Origin of the sequence: Streptomyces mesophilus (genome assembly GCF_011044995.1) — a bacterium.
Taxonomy (GTDB): Bacteria; Actinomycetota; Actinomycetes; order Streptomycetales; family Streptomycetaceae; genus Streptomyces; species Streptomyces mesophilus.
This window is the reverse complement of the sequence record NZ_JAAKZW010000134.1, coordinates 1-22,167: the sequence shown is the minus strand read 5'-3', so window position 1 is coordinate 22,167 and position 22,167 is coordinate 1. Positions and strand designations below refer to the sequence as shown.

Annotated in this window: 16 protein-coding genes; 5 read left to right on the top strand and 11 right to left on the bottom strand. The window is 70.7% G+C overall.

Annotated features, from left to right (window positions below):
• The coding region (locus tag G6045_RS26330; RefSeq protein ID WP_165334586.1) for a LysR family transcriptional regulator at positions 1 to 849 on the bottom strand (849 nt) is incomplete at its 3' end.
• A gap of 172 nt (positions 850 to 1,021) precedes the next feature.
• Here G6045_RS26330 and G6045_RS26325 point away from each other — a divergent pair.
• Both G6045_RS26325 and G6045_RS26320 read left to right on the top strand, forming a co-directional pair.
• Positions 1,022 to 1,534: a nuclear transport factor 2 family protein gene (locus tag G6045_RS26325; RefSeq protein ID WP_165334585.1), complete on the top strand. Its 513-nt coding sequence runs from the start codon at positions 1,022 to 1,024 to the stop codon at positions 1,532 to 1,534.
• A gap of 113 nt (positions 1,535 to 1,647) precedes the next feature.
• Entirely contained in the window at positions 1,648 to 3,036 is a 1,389-nt protein-coding gene (locus G6045_RS26320) for a serine hydrolase domain-containing protein (protein ID WP_165334584.1), read from the top strand.
• 77 nt (positions 3,037 to 3,113) lie between these two features.
• Here the strand turns inward: G6045_RS26320 and G6045_RS26315 are convergent, their stop codons facing one another.
• The 3 genes from G6045_RS26315 to G6045_RS26305 all read right to left on the bottom strand — a co-directional run bounded on the left by G6045_RS26315 (position 3,114) and on the right by G6045_RS26305 (position 8,877).
• Complete coding sequence (locus G6045_RS26315) at positions 3,114 to 5,246, bottom strand: LamG domain-containing protein (RefSeq protein WP_165334588.1); 2,133 nt, start codon at positions 5,244 to 5,246, stop codon at positions 3,114 to 3,116.
• A gap of 115 nt (positions 5,247 to 5,361) precedes the next feature.
• Positions 5,362 to 7,953: a bifunctional FO biosynthesis protein CofGH gene (locus tag G6045_RS26310; RefSeq protein ID WP_165334583.1), complete on the bottom strand. Its 2,592-nt coding sequence runs from the start codon at positions 7,951 to 7,953 to the stop codon at positions 5,362 to 5,364.
• Positions 7,954 to 8,019: 66 nt separating this feature from the next.
• Positions 8,020 to 8,877, bottom strand: a complete 858-nt coding sequence (locus G6045_RS26305; protein ID WP_165334582.1) for an LLM class F420-dependent oxidoreductase — start codon at positions 8,875 to 8,877, stop codon at positions 8,020 to 8,022.
• Positions 8,878 to 9,051: 174 nt separating this feature from the next.
• Here G6045_RS26305 and G6045_RS26300 point away from each other — a divergent pair, with 174 nt between their 5' ends.
• Together G6045_RS26300 and G6045_RS26295 are read left to right on the top strand one after the other, a co-directional pair.
• Positions 9,052 to 9,510: a peptidase inhibitor family I36 protein gene (locus G6045_RS26300; RefSeq protein ID WP_165334581.1), complete on the top strand. Its 459-nt coding sequence runs from the start codon at positions 9,052 to 9,054 to the stop codon at positions 9,508 to 9,510.
• A gap of 187 nt (positions 9,511 to 9,697) precedes the next feature.
• Complete coding sequence (locus G6045_RS26295; RefSeq protein WP_165334580.1) at positions 9,698 to 11,272, top strand: CehA/McbA family metallohydrolase; 1,575 nt, start codon at positions 9,698 to 9,700, stop codon at positions 11,270 to 11,272.
• A 26-nt stretch (positions 11,273 to 11,298) separates the two neighbouring features.
• Here the strand turns inward: G6045_RS26295 and G6045_RS26290 are convergent, their stop codons facing one another.
• Both G6045_RS26290 and G6045_RS26285 read right to left on the bottom strand, forming a co-directional pair.
• Positions 11,299 to 12,456 (bottom strand): mannosyltransferase family protein, encoded by a 1,158-nt coding sequence (locus G6045_RS26290; protein ID WP_165334579.1) that lies wholly within the window; start codon positions 12,454 to 12,456, stop codon positions 11,299 to 11,301.
• Positions 12,457 to 12,513: 57 nt separating this feature from the next.
• Positions 12,514 to 13,761 (bottom strand): MFS transporter, encoded by a 1,248-nt coding sequence (locus G6045_RS26285; RefSeq protein ID WP_165334578.1) that lies wholly within the window; start codon positions 13,759 to 13,761, stop codon positions 12,514 to 12,516.
• Between the two features lie 106 nt (positions 13,762 to 13,867).
• Between G6045_RS26285 and G6045_RS26280 the strand changes: the two genes are divergently transcribed.
• Positions 13,868 to 14,818, top strand: coding sequence for a helix-turn-helix domain-containing protein (locus tag G6045_RS26280; RefSeq protein ID WP_408056366.1), 951 nt, complete (start codon positions 13,868 to 13,870; stop codon positions 14,816 to 14,818).
• A 32-nt stretch (positions 14,819 to 14,850) separates the two neighbouring features.
• Here the strand turns inward: G6045_RS26280 and G6045_RS26275 are convergent, their stop codons facing one another.
• The 5 genes from G6045_RS26275 to G6045_RS26255 all read right to left on the bottom strand — a co-directional run bounded on the left by G6045_RS26275 (position 14,851) and on the right by G6045_RS26255 (position 22,144).
• Entirely contained in the window at positions 14,851 to 16,401 is a 1,551-nt protein-coding gene (locus tag G6045_RS26275) for an APC family permease (protein ID WP_165334577.1), read from the bottom strand.
• 172 nt (positions 16,402 to 16,573) lie between these two features.
• Entirely contained in the window at positions 16,574 to 18,031 is a 1,458-nt protein-coding gene (locus tag G6045_RS26270) for an aldehyde dehydrogenase family protein (protein ID WP_165334576.1), read from the bottom strand.
• Entirely contained in the window at positions 18,028 to 19,767 is a 1,740-nt protein-coding gene (locus tag G6045_RS26265; RefSeq protein WP_165334575.1) for an N-acyl-D-amino-acid deacylase family protein, read from the bottom strand. The genes G6045_RS26270 and G6045_RS26265 overlap by 4 nt, the downstream gene beginning before the upstream one ends.
• Before the next feature lie 214 nt (positions 19,768 to 19,981).
• Positions 19,982 to 21,103, bottom strand: coding sequence for an LLM class flavin-dependent oxidoreductase (locus tag G6045_RS26260; RefSeq protein WP_165334574.1), 1,122 nt, complete (start codon positions 21,101 to 21,103; stop codon positions 19,982 to 19,984).
• A 258-nt stretch (positions 21,104 to 21,361) separates the two neighbouring features.
• Positions 21,362 to 22,144: an SDR family NAD(P)-dependent oxidoreductase gene (locus G6045_RS26255; RefSeq protein ID WP_165334573.1), complete on the bottom strand. Its 783-nt coding sequence runs from the start codon at positions 22,142 to 22,144 to the stop codon at positions 21,362 to 21,364.
• Positions 22,145 to 22,167: the final 23 nt, after the last annotated feature.

The following is a 22,167-nucleotide window of genomic DNA, read 5'->3' as shown; positions in this document are numbered from 1 at the left end:
GACGCGGGCGGATTCCGTGGCCGTGGGCCACACCAGGCCCCACCTCACCGGGTCCGCGCCCTCCACCGGGACGTACGCGACGTCCGGGCGGGTGAAGTAGCGGCGGGTGTGGGCGCCGACCAGGGCTGTGCCCGCTCCCGCGCCCACCAGGGTGAGGAGTTCGTTCAAGGTGGCGGCTGTGGGGCCGGGTTCGATGGGGGTGCCCGCAGGGGTGCGGGGTGGGGACAGGTCGTCGCGCAGGGAGGGTGGCAGGGACGTGGGGAGCCGGAGGAGGGTGACGCGGGAGAGGTCCTCGGCCGGGACGGAAGCGCGGCGGGTGAACGGGTGGCCCGCCGGGACCGCGAGCATGCGGGCCTCCGTCACCAGGACCGGGCCCGCGACCAGGCCCTCCTCGTCCATCGGGTGGCGGGTGAGCGCCAGGTCGGCCTCGCCCGCCCGCAGCCACGGCACGACGTCCGTGAGCTGGGCCTCGCGGATGCGGACCTCGCAGTCCGGGTGCTGTGCGCGGAAGGTCTGGGCGATGCCCACCACGAGTTGGCCCGCCGCGGGTCCCACGAAGGCGACGGCGAGGACGCCCGTCAGGCCGCGGCCCGCCGCGACGGCCCGTTCGACGGAGGCGGTGATCTGCTCCCAGGCCGGCCGTACGGAGGCCGCCAACTCCACGCCGACGGGCGACAGTTCGACACGGCGGCTCGTGCGGTCGAAGAGGCGGACTCCGATACGGCGTTCCAGTTTGGCGATCGTCTGGCTGACCCGGGCCGTCGAGACGTGCAGCCGCTCGGCCGTGCGGCCGAAGTGCAGTTCCTCGGCGAGCGTGAGGAAGGCGTCCAGCTCGTGCCGTTCCAGCATGACCGCCCCTCCTTTCGGCATCGTTGAGTCTGGCTTAACGATCGTTGCACAGAGGCCGATTGATGGGCCGGGCGGCCCTCAGCAGGATCAGTGGTGCCCAGGAACGCCGGAGCCACAGCCCCAGAGCCACGGCCCCGGAGCCACCGCCTCACCCGCGAAGGAGCACCCCGCCATGTTCGTCACCACCACCGCCGCCCTCACCGCCCCCGCGCACGACGACGCCACCGCCGTTGTCGCCGAGCTGCGGGACCGTACCGAGATCCTCGACGCCCTGTACCGGTTCGGGCTCGGGCAGGACCTCAAGGACAAGGACCTGTTCGCCTCGGCCTTCGCCGAGGACGCCGAGCTCGACTTCCGCCCTGCCGCCGCGAAGTGGGGCGGCGCGCCGCCGGTGATGGCCGGGCGGGACACCATCGTCACCACCATCCTCGGGCTGTTCACCGGCCGCGTGGACACCACCCACCAGATCACCAACCCGCGGATCGCGATCGACGGCGACACGGCCCGGCTCACCGCCCTGGTCGAGGCCCAGCACCTGCTGACCGCGGACCACTCCACGTATGCACTCCTGAAGAACCCGTACGACGTGGAGCTCATACGGCAGGACGGCGGACGCTGGGTGATCCGGCGGCTCACCATCCACAACACCTGGTACACGGGCGAGCCGACGGCCGTCTTCGGCTGAGCGGCCGTCTTCGGCTGACCAGCCGTCTCGGCTGACCGGCCCCGAGGGCCGGCGGTCCGGTCATGACAGGCTGAAGCACTCTCATGGCCGGACAGTCGGGAGGGAAGCACCGCATGGCGTACGACATCGACAAGGTGCAGCAGGAACTGACCGCGTTCGTCACCACCGCGGCCGAAGGATTCCGCATTCCGGGAGCCGCGGCCGGACTCCTCGTCGACGGGCACGAGGTCCACGCCTCGTACGGGGTGACGAGCATCGAGCACCCCCGGCCCGTCGACGAGAACACGCTCTTCGCGCTCGCCTCGACCTCGAAGCCGTTCACGGCGACGGCGGTGATGCGCCTGGTCGCGCAGGGAAAGGTCGAACTCGCCGCCCCCGTACGGCGTTACGTGCCCGAGCTGCGGCTCGTCGACGAGGAGCAGGCCGCGCGGATCACCGTGCTGCAGCTCCTGAACCATACGGCCGGGCTCGACTGGGGGATCATCAACACCGGCGAGAGCGACGATCTGCTCTTCCTGCCGGGATACGTGGCGAAGATGGCCGAGCTGCCGCTGATCTGCAAGCCCGGCGAGCGTGCCTCGTACAGCCAGGCCGGATACAACCTCCTCGGACTGATCGTCGAGCGCGTGACCGGGCAGGGCTTCGAACAGGCCATGCGGGCGCTGGTCTTCGAGCCGCTCGGTCTGCGCGACACCGTGTACGGGCTCGACGAGGTCCTGATCCGCAAGTCCGCCGTCGGCCACAACCGGGACGAGGACGGTGTCCAGCACCCGGCCACCCCCTGGAAGGCCTTCCGCGAAGGCGACCGGGCCAACAATCCCGGCGGTGGGCTCGTGTCCACGGTGAGCGATGTGCTGCGCTGGTCCCGCCTCCATCTCAGCGACGGCGAGGGCCTGTTGAAGCCCGAGGAGCTGCGGCGGATGCGGGAGCAGACCGTCGCGGTACGCGCCAGCTCGATGGGTGACGGGATCGGGATCGGCTGGTATCTGCGCACCGTCGACGGTGTGCTCACGGCGGGGCACGGCGGTTCGGGCAACGGCCAGTTCGCCGAGCATCTGCTCGTCCCCGAACGGAACTTCGCGGTGGTGGTCCTCGCGAACGGCGGCCCCGACGGCTACACGTTCGGGCAGCAGGTCTCGTCGTGGGCGCTCGAGCATCTGCTGGGCCTCGCCGAACCGCCGCGCCAGGTGCTGCCGTACGACGACGCGCTGGCGAGGGAGTTGGCGGGCCGGTACGCGAACGACGTGATGAACGTCGACATCGTCGCGGACGGCGGCCGGCTCACCCTGGCCGTCGAGATCAAGCCGGAGATCCGCGCCGTCTCCGGCGACGACCTGCCGCCGGACCTCGCGGCAGCCCGGATCGCCCTGCTCGCCGGACGCGAGGACGAGTACCGCGTCACGGACGGCGCACTCGCGGGCCAGCTCGGCTACTTCTCGCGGGACGCGGACGGCGCGGTGACGGGGGTGGATCTGGCGGGGCGGATCTACGCGCGGCAGTAGGCGGTCCGGGCAACGCACCAAAGGTGGTGCCCACCCTCGGAATTCCGAGGGTGGGCACCACCCCGCGTGCGCCTGTGTCACTGCGGGGTGAAGTCGCTTCCCGCGCCCAGGAAGGCGATTTGGCCTTCGGTCAGGGCCCCGGAGTAGGCACGCACCTCGTCCACCGAGCCGTGCAGATACTCGCCCCAGCCGTCGGCCGTCTTCGCCCGGCCCACTTGGAGCGGACCCTCGCTCTTCCAGGTCTTCGCCAGGGTGGCCGACGCCTCGTCATTGCTGTGACCGTCCATGTAGAGCGCGATCCGGTCGGCCGCATCGTCGTAGACCACGGTCAGAAAGCGTCCGTCGCCCACGCCGCCGTCCTGCGCCGCGCGATGACTGACCACCGTCTCGCCGGCGCCGGGAGCATCCGCGTCGGTCACGACCAACTGCCATTCGTGAGTGGCCGGCAGATAGCGCACCTTGAACGCGTCCTGGTGCTCACCGCCCTGCGAGAGCACCGTCATCGGACGGTCCGCATCCCGGTCCGCGAGGCGGACCCTCACACCGACACTGAAGCTGTCGCCGGTGTCCACGGCCGGTGCCTGTGTGGCGGCGTATCCCGTCTCGCCGTCCAGGTCGAGGTGCCCGTCACCGACCAGCGGCGCAGGCAGTGGGATGCACTCCGGGTCCACACCCGGGTCGCAGGCATCGCTCGGAAGGCGGTACAAAGAAGCACCCCCACCTACGGTCAACGCCTGGCCCCCGTGCAGCTCCGGGCTGCTGTCCGCGTCCACCGCCTCCAGCGCCCAGTGGCCCCGCTCGACCGGGTTGCGGAGGGAGAGCCGCTCGAGCTCCTCCGGTACCACGACCCGGTCGTGCACGCGTACGTTGCCGATCTCGCCCTGCCAGCGGTCGCGGTAGCCCTCCTTGCCGCGGACGCGGCCGATCTGGAAGTTGCCGGTCGTGGCGGAGGCTTCGGCCTGCTGTCCGCCGCCGACGGGCTTGCCGTTCACGTAGAGCTGGGCCAGACCCGTCTCCGCGTCGTACAAGCCGAGGACGTGGGCCCACTCTCCGGTTTCCGGAGCACCACCGGTCACGCGCGCGCCGCCGAAGTCGAAGGACCAGACGGGAGATCCGCCCGGCGCCCGGAGCCCCAGTGTGAAGCCCGGCGCCTGGCCGGCGTCCTGGGACGCGAGCGTCATGGCACGATCCGTGCGCCCGGGCCGGACCCAGCCGCTCACCGCGAAGGTCTTGGTCGTGTCGACGACGGAGACATCCGGCGTGAGGAATCCGTGGCCGGTGCCGTCCAGAGCGGCGGTCGTCGTCAAGTCGGTGCCTTCCAGAGCGGGCGCACCAAAAGTCACCCCCACGCCGGCGCGGGCCACCGGCCCGGTCTCGGCAGCGGCCTGCTTCGAGCCCTGGGCGTCGGCCAGCTTCCACTGGGCGACCGGGGCGCGGCCGCGTGCGACGTAGAAGTAGTAGGTCTCCGACGCGCTGCGGCGCCCTGACCTGTCCACCGAGTAGACAGTGAGCCGGTCCGAACCGTTGGTCAGGGGCAGGTGTCTGATGGAGGCCTTCCCGCCCAGGCCGTCTGCCTTCACCGTCTCCAACGGACCGCCGAGAAAGCTGTACCCGTACTCGACGACGTCGTCGGACGGTGAGTCCACGGTGAACGTGCCGTAGACGCCCTGGCCGTCCGTCCACACCTCTTCGGGATACTCATCGGACTGCACGGTCGGCGGCTGCGGATTCTCGTCGTCGTAGACGAACTCGCACGCCGTTCCCGCACCCTCATCGCTCCAAGGTGACACCACCTGCCCGTCGTTCACGCGGACCCGCCACGAGATCACGGTGTCAGCCGGAAGGTCCGCGGGCAGCTGCCAGTCGAACCGATGGCCCGAGTAGGACGTGTACGTGGTGTACGTACGACGCTGCTCAGCCCCGTCGGCTCCCTCCCACCAGGCCTCGAACTCACCGGAGACCGGGGTCGTGCCGCCGGTCTCGTTGGGTGGCTCGCCGTCGTACAACGTCGCCTGCACACGCGGGATCTGGCCCACGAACGGCCGGGAGCCCCCGGCCTCACACGCCTTGAACCCGGTCAGAAGATCCGCGACCACCGGCTGCAACGGCGGCAGATTCGGCTCCTCGGCCGCCACCGCCGCGCCCGGCAGCCCCAGCACCGTCGCAACGACCAGACAGCCCGCACCGAACCCTGATCTTCGCGCTCTCATTCCGTTCACAAACTCCCCTCCCCTGAGCACACACCCCGCAAGTTCTGCGAAGTCAGAGGAGGTTAACAACGGCCACTGACATTGGATCAGACAGTTTCCGCCGCGCAAACGATCGCTACTCGGCGATCGGCAACAACTCCGGCAAATGCCCATCCGAAGCCGCCGCCGCCCGCACCCGCTCCTCAGGCACCTCCCCGTACAGCGTCGTACGGGGGCGGGCCGGGCGGCCCGCCTCGGAGGCGATGGCGATCAGGTCCTTGACCGAGCGGTACGAGCCGTAGGACGAGCCGGCCATGCGCGAGATGGTCTCCTCCATCAGCGTGCCGCCCAGGTCGTTGGCCCCCGAGCGCAGCATCTCCGCCGCGCCCTCGGTGCCGAGCTTGACCCAGCTGGTCTGGATGTTGGGGATGTGCGGGTGCAGGAGCAGGCGGGCCATCGCCGTCACGGCGCGGTTGTCGCGGTCCGTCGGGCCGGGGCGGGCGATGCCCGCAAGGTAGACGGGTGCGTTGGTGTGGATGAACGGGAGCGTCACGAACTCCGTGAAGCCGCCCGTCTCCTGCTGGATCGAGGCCAGCGTGCGCAAGTGCCCCAGCCAGTGCCGCGGCTGGTCCACGTGCCCGTACATCATCGTGGACGAGGAGCGGATGCCCAGCTCGTGGGCGGTCTTGATGACCTCGATCCAGGTGGCCGCGGGCAGCTTGCCCTTGGTGAGGACCCAGCGGACCTCGTCGTCGAGGATCTCGGCTGCCGTGCCCGGGATGGAGTCGAGGCCCGCTTCGCGGGCCGCGGTCAGCCACTCCCGTATCGAAAGACCGGTGCGGGTGGCCCCGTTGACGACCTCCATCGGCGAGAAGGCGTGGACGTGCATCCCGGGGACGCGCTTCTTCACGGCGCGCGCGATGTCGAAGTACGCCGTGCCCGGCAGGTCCGGGTGGATGCCGCCCTGCATGCAGACCTCGACCGCGCCCACGTCCCAGGCCTGGGCCGCGCGGTCGGCGACCTGGTCCAGGGAGAGCGTGTACGCGTCGGCGTCCGTGCGGCGCTGGGCGAAGGCGCAGAAGCGGCAGCCGGTGTAGCAGACATTGGTGAAGTTGATGTTGCGCGTGACGATGTACGTGACGTCGTCGCCGGTCACCGACTTGCGGACGTCGTCCGCGATCCGGGTGAGCGCGTCGAGCGCGGGGCCGTCCGCGTGCAGCAGCGCCAGCGCCTCGGAGTCCGTCAGGCGGGTCGGGTCGTCGGCGGCGACCGCGAGCGCCGCCCGTACGTCCCCGTCGATCCGGGACGGCACCATTCCGGGCGCCGCCGCCTCCCGCAGCGCCTCCCAGTCGCCGTACACCTCGTCGAAGTCCTCGCGCCGGTCGCCGGTGCGGCCCTCGGTGTCGATGGTGGTGTGCAGATCGGTGCGCCCGGCGGAGGTGAAGCCCTCGTCGGGCTCCTGCCAGGGCCGGCCCACGACCGGCGCGTCCGGCACCGCGAGCCCGGTCGCCGGGTCGCTCAGCGCCCGTACGTGCGGAAGGACCCGCGGGTCCAGCCAGGGCTCGCCCCGGGTCACGAACTCCGGGTACACGCACAGGCGTTCGCGCAGCTCGAAGCCCGCCTCGGCCGAGCGCGCCGTCAGTTCGTCCAGCTGCGGCCAGGGCTTCTCCGGGTTCACATGGTCGATCGTGACCGGCGAGACCCCGCCCCAGTCGTCGATGCCCGCGCCGATCAGCCGCTCGTACTCCCCCGCGATCAGGTTCGGCGGCGCCTGCAGATTGCCCGAGGGGCCCATGATGTGGCGCGCGACGGCGACCGTCGCGACCAGTTCGTCCAGCTCGGCGTCCGGCATTCCGCGCATCGCCGTGTCCGGCTTGGCGCGGAAGTTCTGGATGATCAGCTCCTGGATGCCGTGGTACGAGCGGGCCACGCGCCGCAGCGCGAACAGCGACTCGGCGCGCTCCTCGTACGTCTCCCCGATCCCGATGAGCAGCCCGCTGGTGAACGGCACGGAGGACCTGCCCGCGTCCTCCAACACCCGCAGCCGCACCGCTGGTTCCTTGTCGGGCGACCCGTAGTGCGGCATCCCCGGCTCGGACCACAGCCGGGTCGCGGTCGTCTCCAGCATCATGCCCATGGAGGGCGCGACCGGCTTGAGCCGCTGGAAGTCGGTCCAGGTCATGACCCCGGGGTTGAGGTGCGGCAGCAGACCCGTCTCCTCCAGGATCCGGATCGAGATGGCCCGTACGTACGCGATGGTGTCGTCATAGCCGTGCGCGTCGAGCCACTCGCGCGCCTCGGGCCAGCGGTCCTCCGGCTTGTCGCCGAGGGTGATCAGGGCTTCCTTGCAGCCCAGTTCGGCCCCGCGCCGCGCGACGTCCAGGACCTCGTCCGGGGACATGAACATCCCGTGCCCGTCCCGGCGCAGCTTGCCCGGCACGGTCACAAAGGTGCAGTAGTGGCATTTGTCCCGGCACAGGCGGGTGAGCGGGATGAACACGCTCTTCGAGTACGTGATGACCCCGGGCCGCCCCGCGGCCTCGAGCCCCGCGTCCCGCACCCGCGCGGCGGAAGCGGTGAGATCCGCCAGGTCATCCCCGCGCGCCTGCAGCAGCACGGCCGCCTCGGTGACGTCGAGCGCCACACCGTCGCGCGCACGCCTGAGCGCGCGGCGCATCGCATTCGCCGTGGGGCCTGCGGACTCGTCTGCCGGCTGCTGATCAGTCATGGATCGAGCATACGAGCGTGGGCCGACAACGGGTCGAGAGCCCTTGATCACAAAGACCCCGCCCCTTCACAGGTACCGCCCGAAATCGTCGAGGACCTTCAGGACCTCGGCCTCCCCGCGCGCCGGCAACTGCAGGATCACCTCGTCCACGCCCAACCCCTCGTAGTGCTCCAGCTTTCCGGCCTCGGGCACGACCGCGGTGACCGCGACGTACAGGTCCTCGGGCGTCCGGCCCGCCTCCGCCCAGACACCGCGCAACTCCCCCAGCCGCGCGCCCAGCCCGCTGCCCCCGACCGGCATCCACCCGTCCGCGAAGTCCGCGATCTCCCCGTGAAGGCGGGGCCCGGGCGCACCCCCGATCAGCGTCCGCGGCCCGGCGAGCGGCGGCCCGCCCTTGCGGGCACGGGGTGCGCGCACCGGCTTCGGATGCACATCGCTCGCCTGCACGCGCCCGAACTCGCCCTCGTACGCGGTCGGTTCCTCGGACCACAGCGCCCGCATCAGCGCCATCCGGTCCCGTACGAGAGCGCGGCGCGTCGGCCAGTGGACCCCGTGGTCCGCGGCCTCCTCGCGATTCCAGCCATAACCGATGCCGAGGGTGAGGCGGCCCGCGCTCAGGTGGTCCAGGGTGGCGATCTGTTTGGCGAGGTCGACCGGATCGTGCTGGGCGACGAGCGTGATGTTGGTGCCGAGTCCGATACGGGACGTCACGGCGGCGGCCTGCGCGAGCGCCACGAAGGGACTCAGCATCCGGGCGCACTCGGGTGGCATCTCCCCGCCGGGATAGGGCGATTCCCGCGATACGGGGATATGCGTGTGCTCGGGCAGATACAGCCCCGCGAAGCCCCGTTCCTCCAGCTCCCGCGCCAGACGTACGGGGGTGATGGTCTCGTCCGTCAGGTACAAGGTCGCTGAGATACGCATGGGGCTTCCTAACCGGTGGGCCCTGGCAAGTCCATAGAGATCCGGTTCCCTTCGGGGGCCTAGGAGTTACGAGTACCGTTCCGCCCCGGACTCCCCCTAGCGTGAAACCGGTCGAACAACGCAAGCGACCTGTTGGCGGGCATGCCCCGACTTCAGGGGAAAACGGGGGACATCATGGCCAAGCACCTGCGCGCCTGGACGGCCGCCGCGGCCACCACCGCCGCGGCCGCGGCGCTCGTGGCGGTTCCGGGCACGGCCCAGGCCGGTAACAGCACCGTCAAGGGCTGCCCGTCCGGGTATGTCTGCGCGTACGACGGGACCGGGCTGAGCGGATCCATCGTCCGTAAGACGGAAGGAAGTTGGACCGCCACCGGCTACAAGGTCAAGTCGCTGTTCAACAACGGCCGGGCTCAGACCGGCGCCGACCACATCCGCTACAAGGGGATCATCTCGTACGGCGACGGCTGGTACGCGACGGTCAAGGGCTGTCTGCACTACAGCACCGGATCCGCGGCGGACGCCGACTCCTACGCGAGCTTCCCCGGCAGGGCCAGGATCAGCACCGCCACGTGGGGCGGCGAGTGCGGCTCCGGCGAGGAGACCAGGGAGATCGGTCCGCGCTTCCGCGCCTGACCGGGCACAGGGTGGGGCCGGCCGTCCGAGGGCGGCCGGCCCGCCCGTGTGCCAGGGGGCGCCGGCCCGCAATCATCCGGCCCCCTTCCCTTGCCCCGCGGTTCACGGCTCAATACGAGGGTTGCTCCAGGACCACGCATCACATCCGACACCCTCCGAGATCCTCCGAGCCGAAGGAGCCGACGGCATGTGCACGGAACACGACAGCGGGAACTGCACGGAGCACGCGTCCGGTCACGGCGGTGAACACCTCATGGGCAGACGCGCGTTGCTGGTGACGGGCACCGCGACCGCGCTTACGTTGGGCACCGTGACCTTCGCGAGCGCCGAGGAGCGCGACCCCTCCGACAAATCCGACAAGGCCGGCGAGGAGACCAAGGTGGTGCGCGGCACGCTGCCCACCGGGTCCCCCGACTTCGTCTATCTGCCCGTCCAGGTGCCGGGCGGGGTGCGCGAGATCCACGTCGCGTACACGTACGAGAAGCTGCCCGTCCCTACGGGCACCGCGGGCAACGCACTCGACATCGGCATCTTCGACGAGCGCGGCACCGAGCTCGGCGGACGCGGTTTCCGCGGCTGGTCGGGTGGTGCGCGCACCGAGTTCTTCATCCGTTCCGACGACGCGACACCCGGCTACATCCCCGGGCGCATCCGCCCCGGCACGTGGAACATCGCGCTGGGTCCGTACACGGTCGCGCCGCAGGGACTCCCGTACGAGGTGACGATCACGCTCAAGTACGGGGAGCAGGAGCCGACTCCGAAGCCCACGTATCCGCCGGAGCGCGCGAAGGGGCGGGGCCGTGCCTGGTACCGGGGCGACTGCCATATGCACTCCTGGTACTCCGACGGGAAGCGCACGCTCGCCGAGATCGCCGCGGCCGCCCGCGCGGCCGGCCTCGACTTCATCAACTCCTCCGAGCACAACACCCATGCGGCGCACGCCCATTGGGCCCCGGAGGCCGGCGACGACCTCCTGATCCTCACCGGTGAGGAGATCACCACCCGCAACGGCCACATCGTGGCGCTCGGCATGGACCCGGGCACGTTCGTGGACTGGCGCTACCGCGCCCGCGACAACCGGTTCGGCCACTACGCGCGCGAGGTCCGGCGGGCGGGCGGTCTGGTCGTCCCGGCCCATCCGCACGCCACGTGCATCGGCTGCAACTGGAAGTTCGGCTTCGGCGAGGCGGACGCGGTGGAGGTGTGGAACGGCCCCTTCACCCCCGACGACGAGGTGTCGCTCCAGTCCTGGGACAACACCCTTCAGGCGAACCGCGGCACCTGGACCCCGGCGATGGGCAGCAGCGACGCCCACACCCCCAACGACCGCATCGGCACCCCCCAGACCGTGGTGCTCGCCGACGATCTGACCCGCGAGGCGATCCTGGCGGGCATCAAGGCGGGTCGCAGCTATATCGCCGAATCGGCCGCGGTGTCCCTGGACTTCTCCGCCGCGGGCGGCCGCGGCAAGCACGCCGGCATCGGCGAGCGGCTCGCCGTGGACCGCGACGATCCGGTCACCGTCCGCCTGGAGGCGAAGGGAGTACCGGGCTGCACCCTGCGCTTCGTGACGGACCAGGGCACGCTGTTCACGAGCGCGACGGTCCCCGAGTCGGGCACGCTGACGGCCGAGTGGCGGACCACGGCTTCGTACGCCTCGTATGTACGGGCCGAAGTGCGGCGCGCGCCCCAGGTCCCGCAACTGCCGGGCCCGTTGGCCGCGTTCACCAACCCGATCTTCCTCGGGCGCCAGGTGTATTGACCCGCAGGGTTGTTCCGAGCGGCCGCTCAGAGCGGCTTCCCGGCGAACACCACGAGATACGCCCCGTACGCCACGGACACGACGGCGAGCACCGTCACCGTGGCGTACGCGGCCGTCCGCCGGGCGCGGCACAGCGCGGCCGCCGCGGGCAGCAGCAGCGGGAAGGCGGGCAGCAGCATGCGGGCCTTGCAGCCCCAGTTGCCGGTCTGCCCGACGGCCAGGGCCAGCAGGACCGCCGTGTAGACGAGCAGCACAGGCGGCAGGCTGTCCGGCTGCCTGAGCGCTCCCCTTACGAGCAGCACGAACGCCACGACCGCCGCCGCCACCACGAGCATCGCCCCGTAGAACAGCGGCTGTTCGCGGGTGAGCAGCAGATGGGCGGCGAAGCGCAGCGTGCCGTACCCGAAGTCGAAGTGCGACCCCCACTTCGCCTGGATGTCCAGATAGCCCAGCGGCCGCCCGGTGCGGGCCCCCGCCCAGGCCACATGCGCGAGCCAGCCGAGCGGCGCGATCAGCGCGCCCGCCCAGGCGCGGCGGTCGCGGCGGGCGAGCACGGCCGCGGTGACGACCGCCGCGATCACCGCGAGGCCGCTGGGCCGGGTCAGTCCCGCGGCGACGGCGAGGCCGCCGGCGAGCAGATACCGCTCACGCAGCAGGGCGTGCAGCGCCCACGCGCACAGCGCGATGAACAGCGCCTCGGTGTAGGCGGTGGTCAGGACGATCGCGTGCGGCAGCAGCGCCCAGAGCACCACCACGACGGTCGCCGTCCGCGGCCCGGCGACCATACGGACCACCGAGTGGATCCCCCATGCGGCCACGCACCCCGCGACCGCGGAGATCAGCAGCGCGGTGTCGACGGGCGACAGCGGGAGGACCGCCGAGCCCGCCCGGATCAGCGCGGGATAGAGCGGAAAGAAGGCGAGATCGCTGTACGTGAGCCCGCTCCCGGTCACGTACCAGGTGCGGTATCCGTGCGCCGCGATCGACAGGTAGTGCACGGAGTCCCAGGAGGCACCGAGCGCGGTCCGCGGACCCCGGCCGGTGGCGGCCGCCGCCACGACGGCCACGAGCAGTCCGGTCAGCCGGGCCGCCGCGTACCAGCCGACGGCGTGGGCGGCGGAGGTCCAGGCGGGCCGGTGCCGGGCGGGCGGCGTGGGCGCGGCCTTCACCAGGGTCGTGGACATGGGCGCCTCCTGTCGCACCGGGCGGGGTGATCGGGGCCCGGCCTCGGGGGTAGGAGGTCACGATCGTCCAGAGTGCGACGGCGACGGGCGGGGACACACGGGCGGGTGGGCCGAGCGGCGCACGTTTGGCCGACGGTCGCGTACGCCTCGGGAACGGGGCGCGCACAGCAGGGCGAGCAGCGTGACGGCCGCCGTGAGCAGGAACGCGGCGCGCAGACCGTGGAGTTCGGCGAAGGCGCCGAGCAGCGCGGGTCCGGCGATCGTGCCGAGCCCGAGGAAGAACACGGTGACGGTGAAACCGGCGGCGGGCCGCTCGGGGAAGACGCGGTGGCTCCACACGGCGAGCAGTCCGGATCCGGCCATGAAGCAGGGGCCGTACAGCAGGGCCGACAGCGCGACCGCGGGCAGTGCGCCGGGCGCGAGGCCGAGCAGCGCGACCGCGGCGGCGATCCCGAGGAACAGCCCGGCGTGCACCCGGCGCAGCCCGAAGCGGGCGATGGCGTGACCCGTCAGCGCGCCTGCCATGCCGACCGCGCCCATCAGGGACCAGAACAGCGGGGCGGTGGCCGTGCCGGTGTCCGTGGATCCGGAGATCAGCTCGACGGCGAACGACCAGTACACGGTGCCGACCACGCCGTACACGACGGCCGTGAGCAACAGCGGCACGGCGCTGCGCCGGTACGTCACACGACCGGCACCGCCGCGCCCCGGCTTGTGTGCGGCCGAACCCCCGGGCAGCACCCGGGCGTTGTAGACCGTCGACGCCAGGGCGGCGAGCGCGAAGGCCAGCCAGGCGTACCGCCAGCCCGTCCCGTGGGCGAGCAGCGCCAGCGGGCCCGCGAGCACGACCGCGAAGGCCGTGCCGCTGGAGATGGCGCCCATGACGTGCTCGCGCCGCCCTGCGGGCACCATCCGGTCGACCGCGTCCGAGTAGGGCACCCAGGCCCAGCCCGAGCTCGTGCCCGCCAGGACCAGTCCGGCGATCAGCAGCCCCGGCCCCTGGGCGAGGGCCACACAGCCCATGCCCACGGTGGCGCAGAGCCCGCCGGCGACGACGAGCGGGCGCGGTCCGAACCGGCCGACGAGGGCGCCGACCGTCAGGAGCGCGACCAGATAGCCGACGTAGGTGGCGCTGCCGATCAGGCCGAGCAGCGAGACGGAGAGTCCGAACTCGGCGCGCAGTTCGGGCAGGAAGAGCCCGTATCCGTACCGGGCGAAACCGAAGGTCACCCCGATCGCGGAGATCCCCGCGACCGCGAGGCGCTGCCCCGGTCCGTCGAGTGAGGTGCGTGATGTCCAAGCCATGTATCCACCGTCGGGCCCGGGGCGCCCCCACACCATTGGCGAAAACGTCAGGGTCCTCTAGATTTACGCCATGGCGTTGCGTAGATTCGACGTCATGGCTGTGCGCGTGGTCGTGACCCTGCTCGAGGAGACCTCCCTGTTCGAGCTGGCGGTGCCGTGCGCCGTCTTCGCCGGCGAGGGGTACGAGCTGACGCTGTGCAGCACCGCACCCGGCGGCCGCCAGCACGCGCCGGGCGGCCTGAGCCTGGCGGCCGAGCACGGTCTCGAAGCGCTGCGCGACGCGGATCTGATCGTGGTCCCGGCCTGCATGATGGACGGCTACGAGCCCCCGGCCGCCCTGCTCGACGCCCTGCGCGCGGCGCACGGGCGCGGTGCGCGGATCGCCTCGCTCTGCTCGGGCGCGTTCGTGCTCGCCGCGGCCGGTCTGCTCGACGGGCGCCGGGCCGCCACGCACTGGATGTACGCCGAGGAGCTGCGACGCCGGCATCCCGCGGTCCAGGTGGACGACCGTTCCCTGTACGTGGACGACGGCGCGGTCCTCACCAGCGCGGGCACGGCCGCCGCCATCGACCTGTGTCTGCATATCGTGCGCGGCGACTACGGCACGGCAGCGGCGGCGGAGGTCAGCCGCCGGATGGTGGTCGCGCCGCACCGCGAGGGCGACCAGACCCAGTACGCGCCGCCGCGCCCCGCTCCCCAGGCGTCCGCCCAGGGCCTCGGCCCGGTCCTCGACTGGGCGCTCGCCCGCCTCCACCGGCCCCTGACCATCGGCGAACTGGCCTCGCGGGCGGGCATGAGCACCCGGACGTTCGGCCGCCACTTCGCCGCCGAGCTGGGCGTCACGCCTCTGAAGTGGCTCAACCAGCAGCGTCTGGCCCGGGCCCGCGAACTCCTGGAGACCACCGACCTCGGCGTGGACACGGTCGCCGACCGCAGCGGCCTCGGCAGCGCGGACAGCCTCCGCCAGCACTTCCACCGGACCCTGGCCACGACTCCGGCGGCCTACCGCCGCACCTTCCGGGCGGCTGCGGCGCAGGGCGCCGCGGCCGGGAGCTGACCGTCCCGACTCCAGGTCCTACCCCGTCCTGATCAGTCCTCGACGACCAGCGCCGGCGTCTCCTTCGTCAGGACCTCGCCGCGGAAGAACGCCGGGCTGCGCCACGACGTGACCAGCATGATGACCAGGCCCAGGAGCAGCAGCCCCACGCCGATGACGAACACCGAGCCGACGCCGAGCACCGAGGAGCCGCTGCCGTACGCCGGGTCCCACATGTCGTAGAGGGTCTGGGCGAAGACGGCGGTCAGCATCAGGGCGCCGAGGCCCGGCAGGATGCCCTTGACCAGGAGGTCGCGGGGCGAGCGGCGCAGCTCGCGGCGGAAGAACCAGACGCAGGCGAAGGCCGTGATCGAGTAGTAGAAGCAGATCATGAGGCCGAGCGCGTAGATGGTGTCGACCAGGACGTTCTCGCTGAGCACGGTCATCACGCTGTAGAAGACACCGGTGGCCACGCCGGCCGCGATCGTGGCCCGGCCCGGGGTCTGGAAGCGCGGGTGGACCTTCGCGAACGTGGCGGGCAGCGCCTCGTACGTCGACATCGCGAGGACCGTACGGGCGACGGGGATGAACGTGGTCTGCAGGCTCGCGGCCGCCGACGCGAGGACGGCGACGAAGAGCAGGATGCCCAGGCCCGAGCCCATGATCGGCTCGGCGAGGGTGGCGAACACGTTGTCCGCGGTGTCCGGGTTGCCGAGGCCCGTGCCCTTGTCGCCGACGCCCGCGTACATCTGGGTCGCGATGGCGACGAGCAGATACGAGGCGACGATCACGACCATGGCGAGCATCGCGGCGCGGCCCGGGGTGCGGGCGCTGCCGGTGGACTCCTCGTTGATGGACAGACAGGCGTCCCAGCCCCAGTAGATGAAGATCGACAGGGACAGGCCCGCGGTGAACGCGGCGAAGGAGTCCACGGCGAACGGGTTCATCCAGGACCAGGAGAAGTCCAGGGAGCCCGCGATCTCACCGGACTTGGCGACGGCCATCACGGCGAACAGCACGATCACGGCGAGCTGCAGCCCGACGAGCGTGTACTGGAGCCACTTCGTGGCGGTCATGCCGCGGTAGCTGACGGCCGTGGCCAGGGCGATGAAGACCAGCGTGGTGAGGATGTGGACGGCCTTGTTGTCGTCCAGTGCGGCCACGTCCGCGCTGGACGTCGCCTCGCCCGCGAGCAGCCAGAAGAAAGAGGTGGCCACACCCGCCAGGTTGGACAGGACCACCACCGTGGCGATCAGCAGACCCCAGCCGCACATCCAGCCGACGCGCGGCCCGAAGGCCTTCACGGACCAGGTGAAGGAGGTGCCGCAGTCGGGGACCGCCCGGTTCAGCTCGCGGTAGGCGAACGCGACGAGCAGCATCGGCAGGAACCCGGCGAGGAAGATCGCGGGCATCTGCACGCCGACCTCACCGACGGTCGGGCCGAGCGTGGCCGTCAGGCAGTAGACGGGCGCGACGGTCGAGACGCCGATGACGGCTCCGCCGACCAGGCCGACCGAGTTACCGCCGAGGCCCTTGCCTCGTACGCCGCCCTGAGAGGGGGCGGCCGTGTCTCCGGCCTGGGGCCGGGCATCCACCTGGGTCATGAACAGGACGTTAAGCCCTGCGGTTTCCATGCCCCCGGCCCGTGAAGTGCAGGTCACGAGCTTGCGGAAGGCTGAATTCCGGGGGTTTCCGGGGTGCGGAAACCGCAGGGCTGCCCGTTTTATACGGGTTCAGAATTTTCCTGTGCCGTCTGTTCCTCGGGCCGTCGTCCGGCTAGGTCGTCCACACCACCGACTGCAGTTCGCTGTACGCCGCCAGCGCGTACGACCCGCAGTCGCGGCCCACCCCGGACTGCTTGAAGCCGCCGAAGGGCGCCTCCATGTTGCGGCCGATGGTGTTGATGCCGACGCCACCGGACCTGAGCCGGCGGCCGACGCGGAAGGCGCGGGCCACGTCGCCGGACCACACGTACGAAAGGAGCCCGTAGTCGCTGTCGTTCGCGAGCCGGATCGCCTCGTCCTCGTCGTCGAAGGGGACGACCACGACGACCGGGCCGAAGATCTCCTCGCGCACGATCCGCATGTCGTTGGTGCAGTCCGCGAAGAGCGTCGGGGCCACGTAGAAGCCGCGGTCCATCGCCGGCCGCTCGCCGCCCGCCACGACCCGGGCGCCTTCCTTCCTGCCCAGCTCGATGAAGGACTCCACACGGTCGCGGTGCGCGGCGGAGATCACCGGTCCGACGACCGTGCCCTGCACGGCCGGATCGCCGACCTTCATGAAGCCGATGTACTGCGTGAGCTTCTCGAGCAGCTGCTCATAGATCGAGCGATGGGCGAGAACACGCGTCGGGGCCGTGCAGATCTGCCCGCTGTAGAACGCGTACGTCGTCCCGATGCCCATCATCGCCGAGTCCAGGTCCGCGTCCTCGAACACGATCGCGGCACCCTTGCCGCCGAGCTCCATGAGCTGGCGCTTCATGGTGCGGCCGCACACCTCGCCGATCGCCTGCCCCACCGACGTCGACCCCGTGAAGCTGACCATGTCGACGTCCGGGGAGTCGACGGCCGCCTGCCCGACCTCGACGGACGTACCGGAGACCACGTTCACGACACCTGCCGGCGCCCCCGCCGCCTCCAGTGCCTCGGCCATCCGGTAGACGGACAGCGGATCCTGCGGCGCGGGCTTCACGAGGACCGTGTTGCCCATCGCGAGCGCCGGCGCCACCTTGCCCGCCGGGTTCGCCCAGGGATTGTTGTACGAGGTGATGCAGGTGACGACCCCGACCGGCTGGCGCACTTCGAGCGCGCCGAACGCGCCCGCCTTGCCCATCGGGCCCGCCTCGTTGATCTGCGGCGGCAGCGCGTGCTCGGTCGGCTCCAAGGCGCCCTTCGCGTACCGCTTGAAGCGCGCCGTACCGACGGCGACCTGCATCCCGCGCGCCGTCCCGGTCGTGGCACCGGTCTCGGCGCGGGCGAGTTCGGCGTACTCCCCCGCATGGGCCTGGATGTGGTCCGCGGCCTTCTGCAACACGGCCGCCCGCTCCTCGGGCGATGTACGCGACCACGTCTCGAAGGCCTCACGCGCCTTCGCGGCCGCCTCGTACACCTGCGACCGTGACGCCTCAGGGGCGAGCCCGACGACCTCCTCGGTCGCCGGGTTGATCACTTCGTAGTGGCCGCCCTCGGGCTCCACCCACTCGCCGCCTATGAACAGGCGCTGCGCATCGCTCACTTGGTCGACACCGTCCTCGTGTCCTGGCCGGAACGCAGCACCTTGCCGGGAACGGCCCCGGTCACCACGTCCTCACGGATGGCCTCGACACCGTTGACCCAGACGGCGTTGATGCCGAGGGCCTTGGAGTCGAGCCGGGGGCTGTCGCCGGGCAGGTCGTGGACCAGAGTCGCTTTCCCGGCGTCGATCTTCTCGGGGTCGAACAGGACCAGATCGGCGAAGTAGCCCTCCTGGATCCGGCCGCGGTCGATCAGACCGAACAGCTGCGCCGGGTCGTCGGTGAGCATCCTGACCGCCTTCTCCAGGCTGGTCAGCTTGCGGCCGCGCAGACAGTCACCGATGAAACGGGTGGTGTACGGGGCTCCGCACATGCGGTCCAGATGGGCGCCGGCGTCCGAGCCGCCGAGCATGATGTCCTCGTGCTCCCAGGCCTGCTTGCGCAGCTCCCAGGAGTCCGGGTCGTTGTCGGTGGGCATCGGCCAAAGGACCGTACGCATCTCGTCGTTGGCGCAGATCTCGACCAGGCACTGGAAGGCGTCCTGGCCGCGCTCGGCGGCGATGTCGTTGACGACGCGGCCGGTGAGGCCCTCGTTCTCCTTGGAGTACGTGTCGCCGATGACGTACCGCCCGAAGTTGGCGAGCCGCCGGAAGACGCCCGCCTCCTTGGAGTCGGCCCGCTTCAGCATCTCGGCCCGTACGTCCGGATCGCGCAGCTTCTCGATCCGCTCGGGGATCGGCAGCGCGAGGATCTCGCCCCAGCCGGGGATGAGGTTGAGGGCGCAGAAGGTGCCGAGCGACATGTTCATGGGCGCGAGGATCGGCATGGTGAGCGCCACGATCCGGCCGCCGGCCTTGCGGGCGCGCTCGGAGGGGACGAGCTGGCGCGGGACGCGCTCGGGGACGGAGGCGTCGATGGTCAGGACGTTCCAGTTGAGCGGCCGGCCCGCGGCCGCCGTCATGTCCACGAACAGATCGATCTCTTCATCGCTGAACTGGTCCAGACAGCCCGCCACGATCGCCTCGAGCTGGGTGCCCTCGTGCTCACCGACGGCCCGCGACAGCGCGATCAGCTCTTCGCGCTTCGCGTGCCGCGAGGCGACCGGCTTCCCGTTGCCGTCGGAGTGCGTGGAGGACTGCGTGGTGGACAGACCCCACGCGCCCTCGTCCATCGCGGTGTGCAGCAGGTCCAGCATCTGCTGCATCTGCTCCTCGGTGGGCTGACCGCCGACCGCGTCCTCGCCCATCACGTACCGGCGTATCGCGCAATGCCCCACCATGAACCCGGCGTTGACCGCGATACGGCCGTCGAGCGCGTTCAAGTAGTCGCCGAAACCCGACCAGTTCCAGGGCGCGCCCTCTTCGAGCGCGACCAGGGACATGCCCTCGACCTTGGACATCATCCGGCGGGTGTAGTCCGCGTCGTCGGGGTGCGCGGGGTTGAGCGGCGCGAGCGTGAAGCCGCAGTTGCCGCCGGCGACGGTGGTGACGCCGTGGTTGAGGGACGGGGTCGCGTACGGGTCCCAGAAGAGCTGCGCGTCGTAGTGCGTGTGCGGGTCGACGAAGCCGGGCGACAGGATCTTGCCGGTGGCGTCCTCACTGGTCCGCGCCTCTTCGGTGATCGTCCCGGGCTCGGCGATCACGGCGATCCGGCCGTCCCGGATCCCCACGTCCAGTGCGCGTGCGGGGGCGCCGGTGCCGTCGACTACGGTCGCGCCCTTGATCAGGTGGTCGAGCATGACGGTTCCCTTCGGGTGCGGTGCGTTCTTTCCGTACGTACGTGGGGTCCAGCCGCGAGAGATCGTGACTGTGTCCCGGCCGGGCCCCGCCCGGTGTGGCCGCCACCGTGCGGGAACCCGGCCGGGTTCGTACGGGACGGTGCGGTCCGGGAAGACACACCACCCCGCTCGGCCGACAGGTCTCAGGCCGCCTGCCGGAGCTTTGTGGCAGGTGTCAGGCCGCCTGCCGGAACCTTGTGGTGCGGTGCACGGGATCGGTGTCGATCTTCGGGATGACGTGCTCGCCGACGAGCTTCAGCGTGGTCAGCACGTCCTCCTTGGGCACCCCGACCGGAATGCCGAAGCTGAGCTGGTCGGCCCCGGCCTGCTCCCAGCGCTTGCACTGCCGGAGCACCTCATCCGGATCCCCGCAGACCAACAGCTCTTCCTGGATGAGGAGTTCGACGATCTCCTCGTTGAACTCGGGCAGCATCTCCGGCCAGACGGGCAGCCCTTCGGGCTTGGGGAAGGTGTCGTGGTAGTAGAAGACGAGCGACTGCAGCCGGTTGAGCCCGCCGTTGATGGCGATCTGGACCGCCTTCTCGTGCGTCTCGGCGCAGATCGCGGTCGTCGTCACCATCACGTTGTCGTTGACGAAGTCACCGACCGGCTCGGCCTCGGTGATGGCGCCCTTGTACTGCTCGAGGACCCACTCCATGTCCTGCACGCGCTGCACGCTGAAGCCGAGGACCCCGAGCCCCTTCTTCGCCGCCATCGCGTACGAGGTGGGCGAGCCCGCCGCGTACCACATGGCCGGATGCGACTTCCCGTACGGCTTGGGGAAGACCTTGCGCGGCGGCAGCGACCAGTGCTTGCCCTGGAACCCCTCGTACTCCTCCTGGAGGAACATCTTGGGGAACTCCGCGATGGTCTCCTCCCACATCTCCTTGGTGGCGTTCATGTCGTCGATCCCGGGCAGGAAGCCGAGGATCTCGTGACTGCCGGCCCCGCGCCCTGTACCGAACTCGAAGCGCCCGCGCGAGAGATGGTCGAGCATGGCCACCTTCTCGGCGACCTTCACCGGGTGGTTGACCGCGGCGAGCGGGTTGAAGATGCCGGAGCCGAGGTGGATGCGCTCGGTGGCGTGGGCGAGATAGCCGAGGAAGACCTCGTTGGCGGAGAGGTGCGAGTACTGCTCGAGGAAGTGGTGCTCCGAGGCCCAGGCGTACTTGAAGCCCGACTTGTCCGCCTGGATGACGTACTCGGTCTCGTCCATCAGGGCGTGGTGCTCGGCCTGCGGGTCGACGGATCGTCGGGTGTCGGGCACGTAGCCCTGTACGAATATCCCGAATTCCACGGAGGTTCACCGTCCTTGGTCGGTCGGTCCTGCTGTCCTGTGTCGGTCGGCCCTCATCGTTCTCTGCATCTTCTCTGCATCGTTCTCTGCATCGTTCTCTGCCGTGCGACTTTTTCTGACGCACCGTCAGATCGGACGCTTCGAACTGTTCCACCACCTGACGGGGCCGTCAATACTGACGACCCGTCAGGAACGGTTGCACTGCCGGATCGCGCGCTGCCGGGTCGCACTGCCGGATCGCGCTGCCGGCTCGCGCTCTCAGATCACGCTCACACCCGCGAGCCAGCCCCCATCGATCACGAACGGCTGCCCGGTGATGTACGTGGAGTCGGGCCCGCTCAGGAACAGCGCCAGATCCGCCACCTCCCTGGCCTTCCCGATCCGCCCCATCGGCACGAGCTTCCCGTACAGCTCGTCGAGGGCGGCGCTCATCTCCTCGGCGTCGACGTCGGGGTCGAGCTGGGACGGGTTGGCCATGGGGGTGTCGATCGAACCCGGGCAGACCGCGTTGACGCGGATCTTCATGCCGGCGAGCTCCAGGGCGGCGACCCGGGTGAGCCCGACGATGGCGTGCTTCGTCGCGGCATACGTGCCGACCGCGCCCATACCGGTCAGGCCGGTGTAGGACGCGGTGTTCACGATCGTCCCGCCCCCCGCCTCGCCGATCACGGGCGCGACGGTCTTGATCCCGAGGAAGGCGCCCACCTGGTTGACCTGGACGACCGTCATGAACTCCTCGAGCGGAGTGTCGACGATGGCGTTGAAGCGCAGGATCCCCGCATTGTTGATCAGCCCGTCGATCTTCCCGAAGGCCCCCTTGGCGGTCGCGACGGCGGCCTGCCACTGATCCTCCTGGCTCACGTCGAGGTGCACATATATCGCGCCGTCACCAATCTCCTTGGCGACCGCCTCGCCCTGCTCGTCGAGCACGTCGGCGAGCACGACCTGCGCGCCCTCGGCCGCGAACAGCCGGGCCTCCTGCTCGCCCTGGCCGCGCGCGGCCCCGGTGATGAGTACGACACGTCCGTCGAGCTTGCCCATGCTGAGGTCTCCTTGGGTGGGTT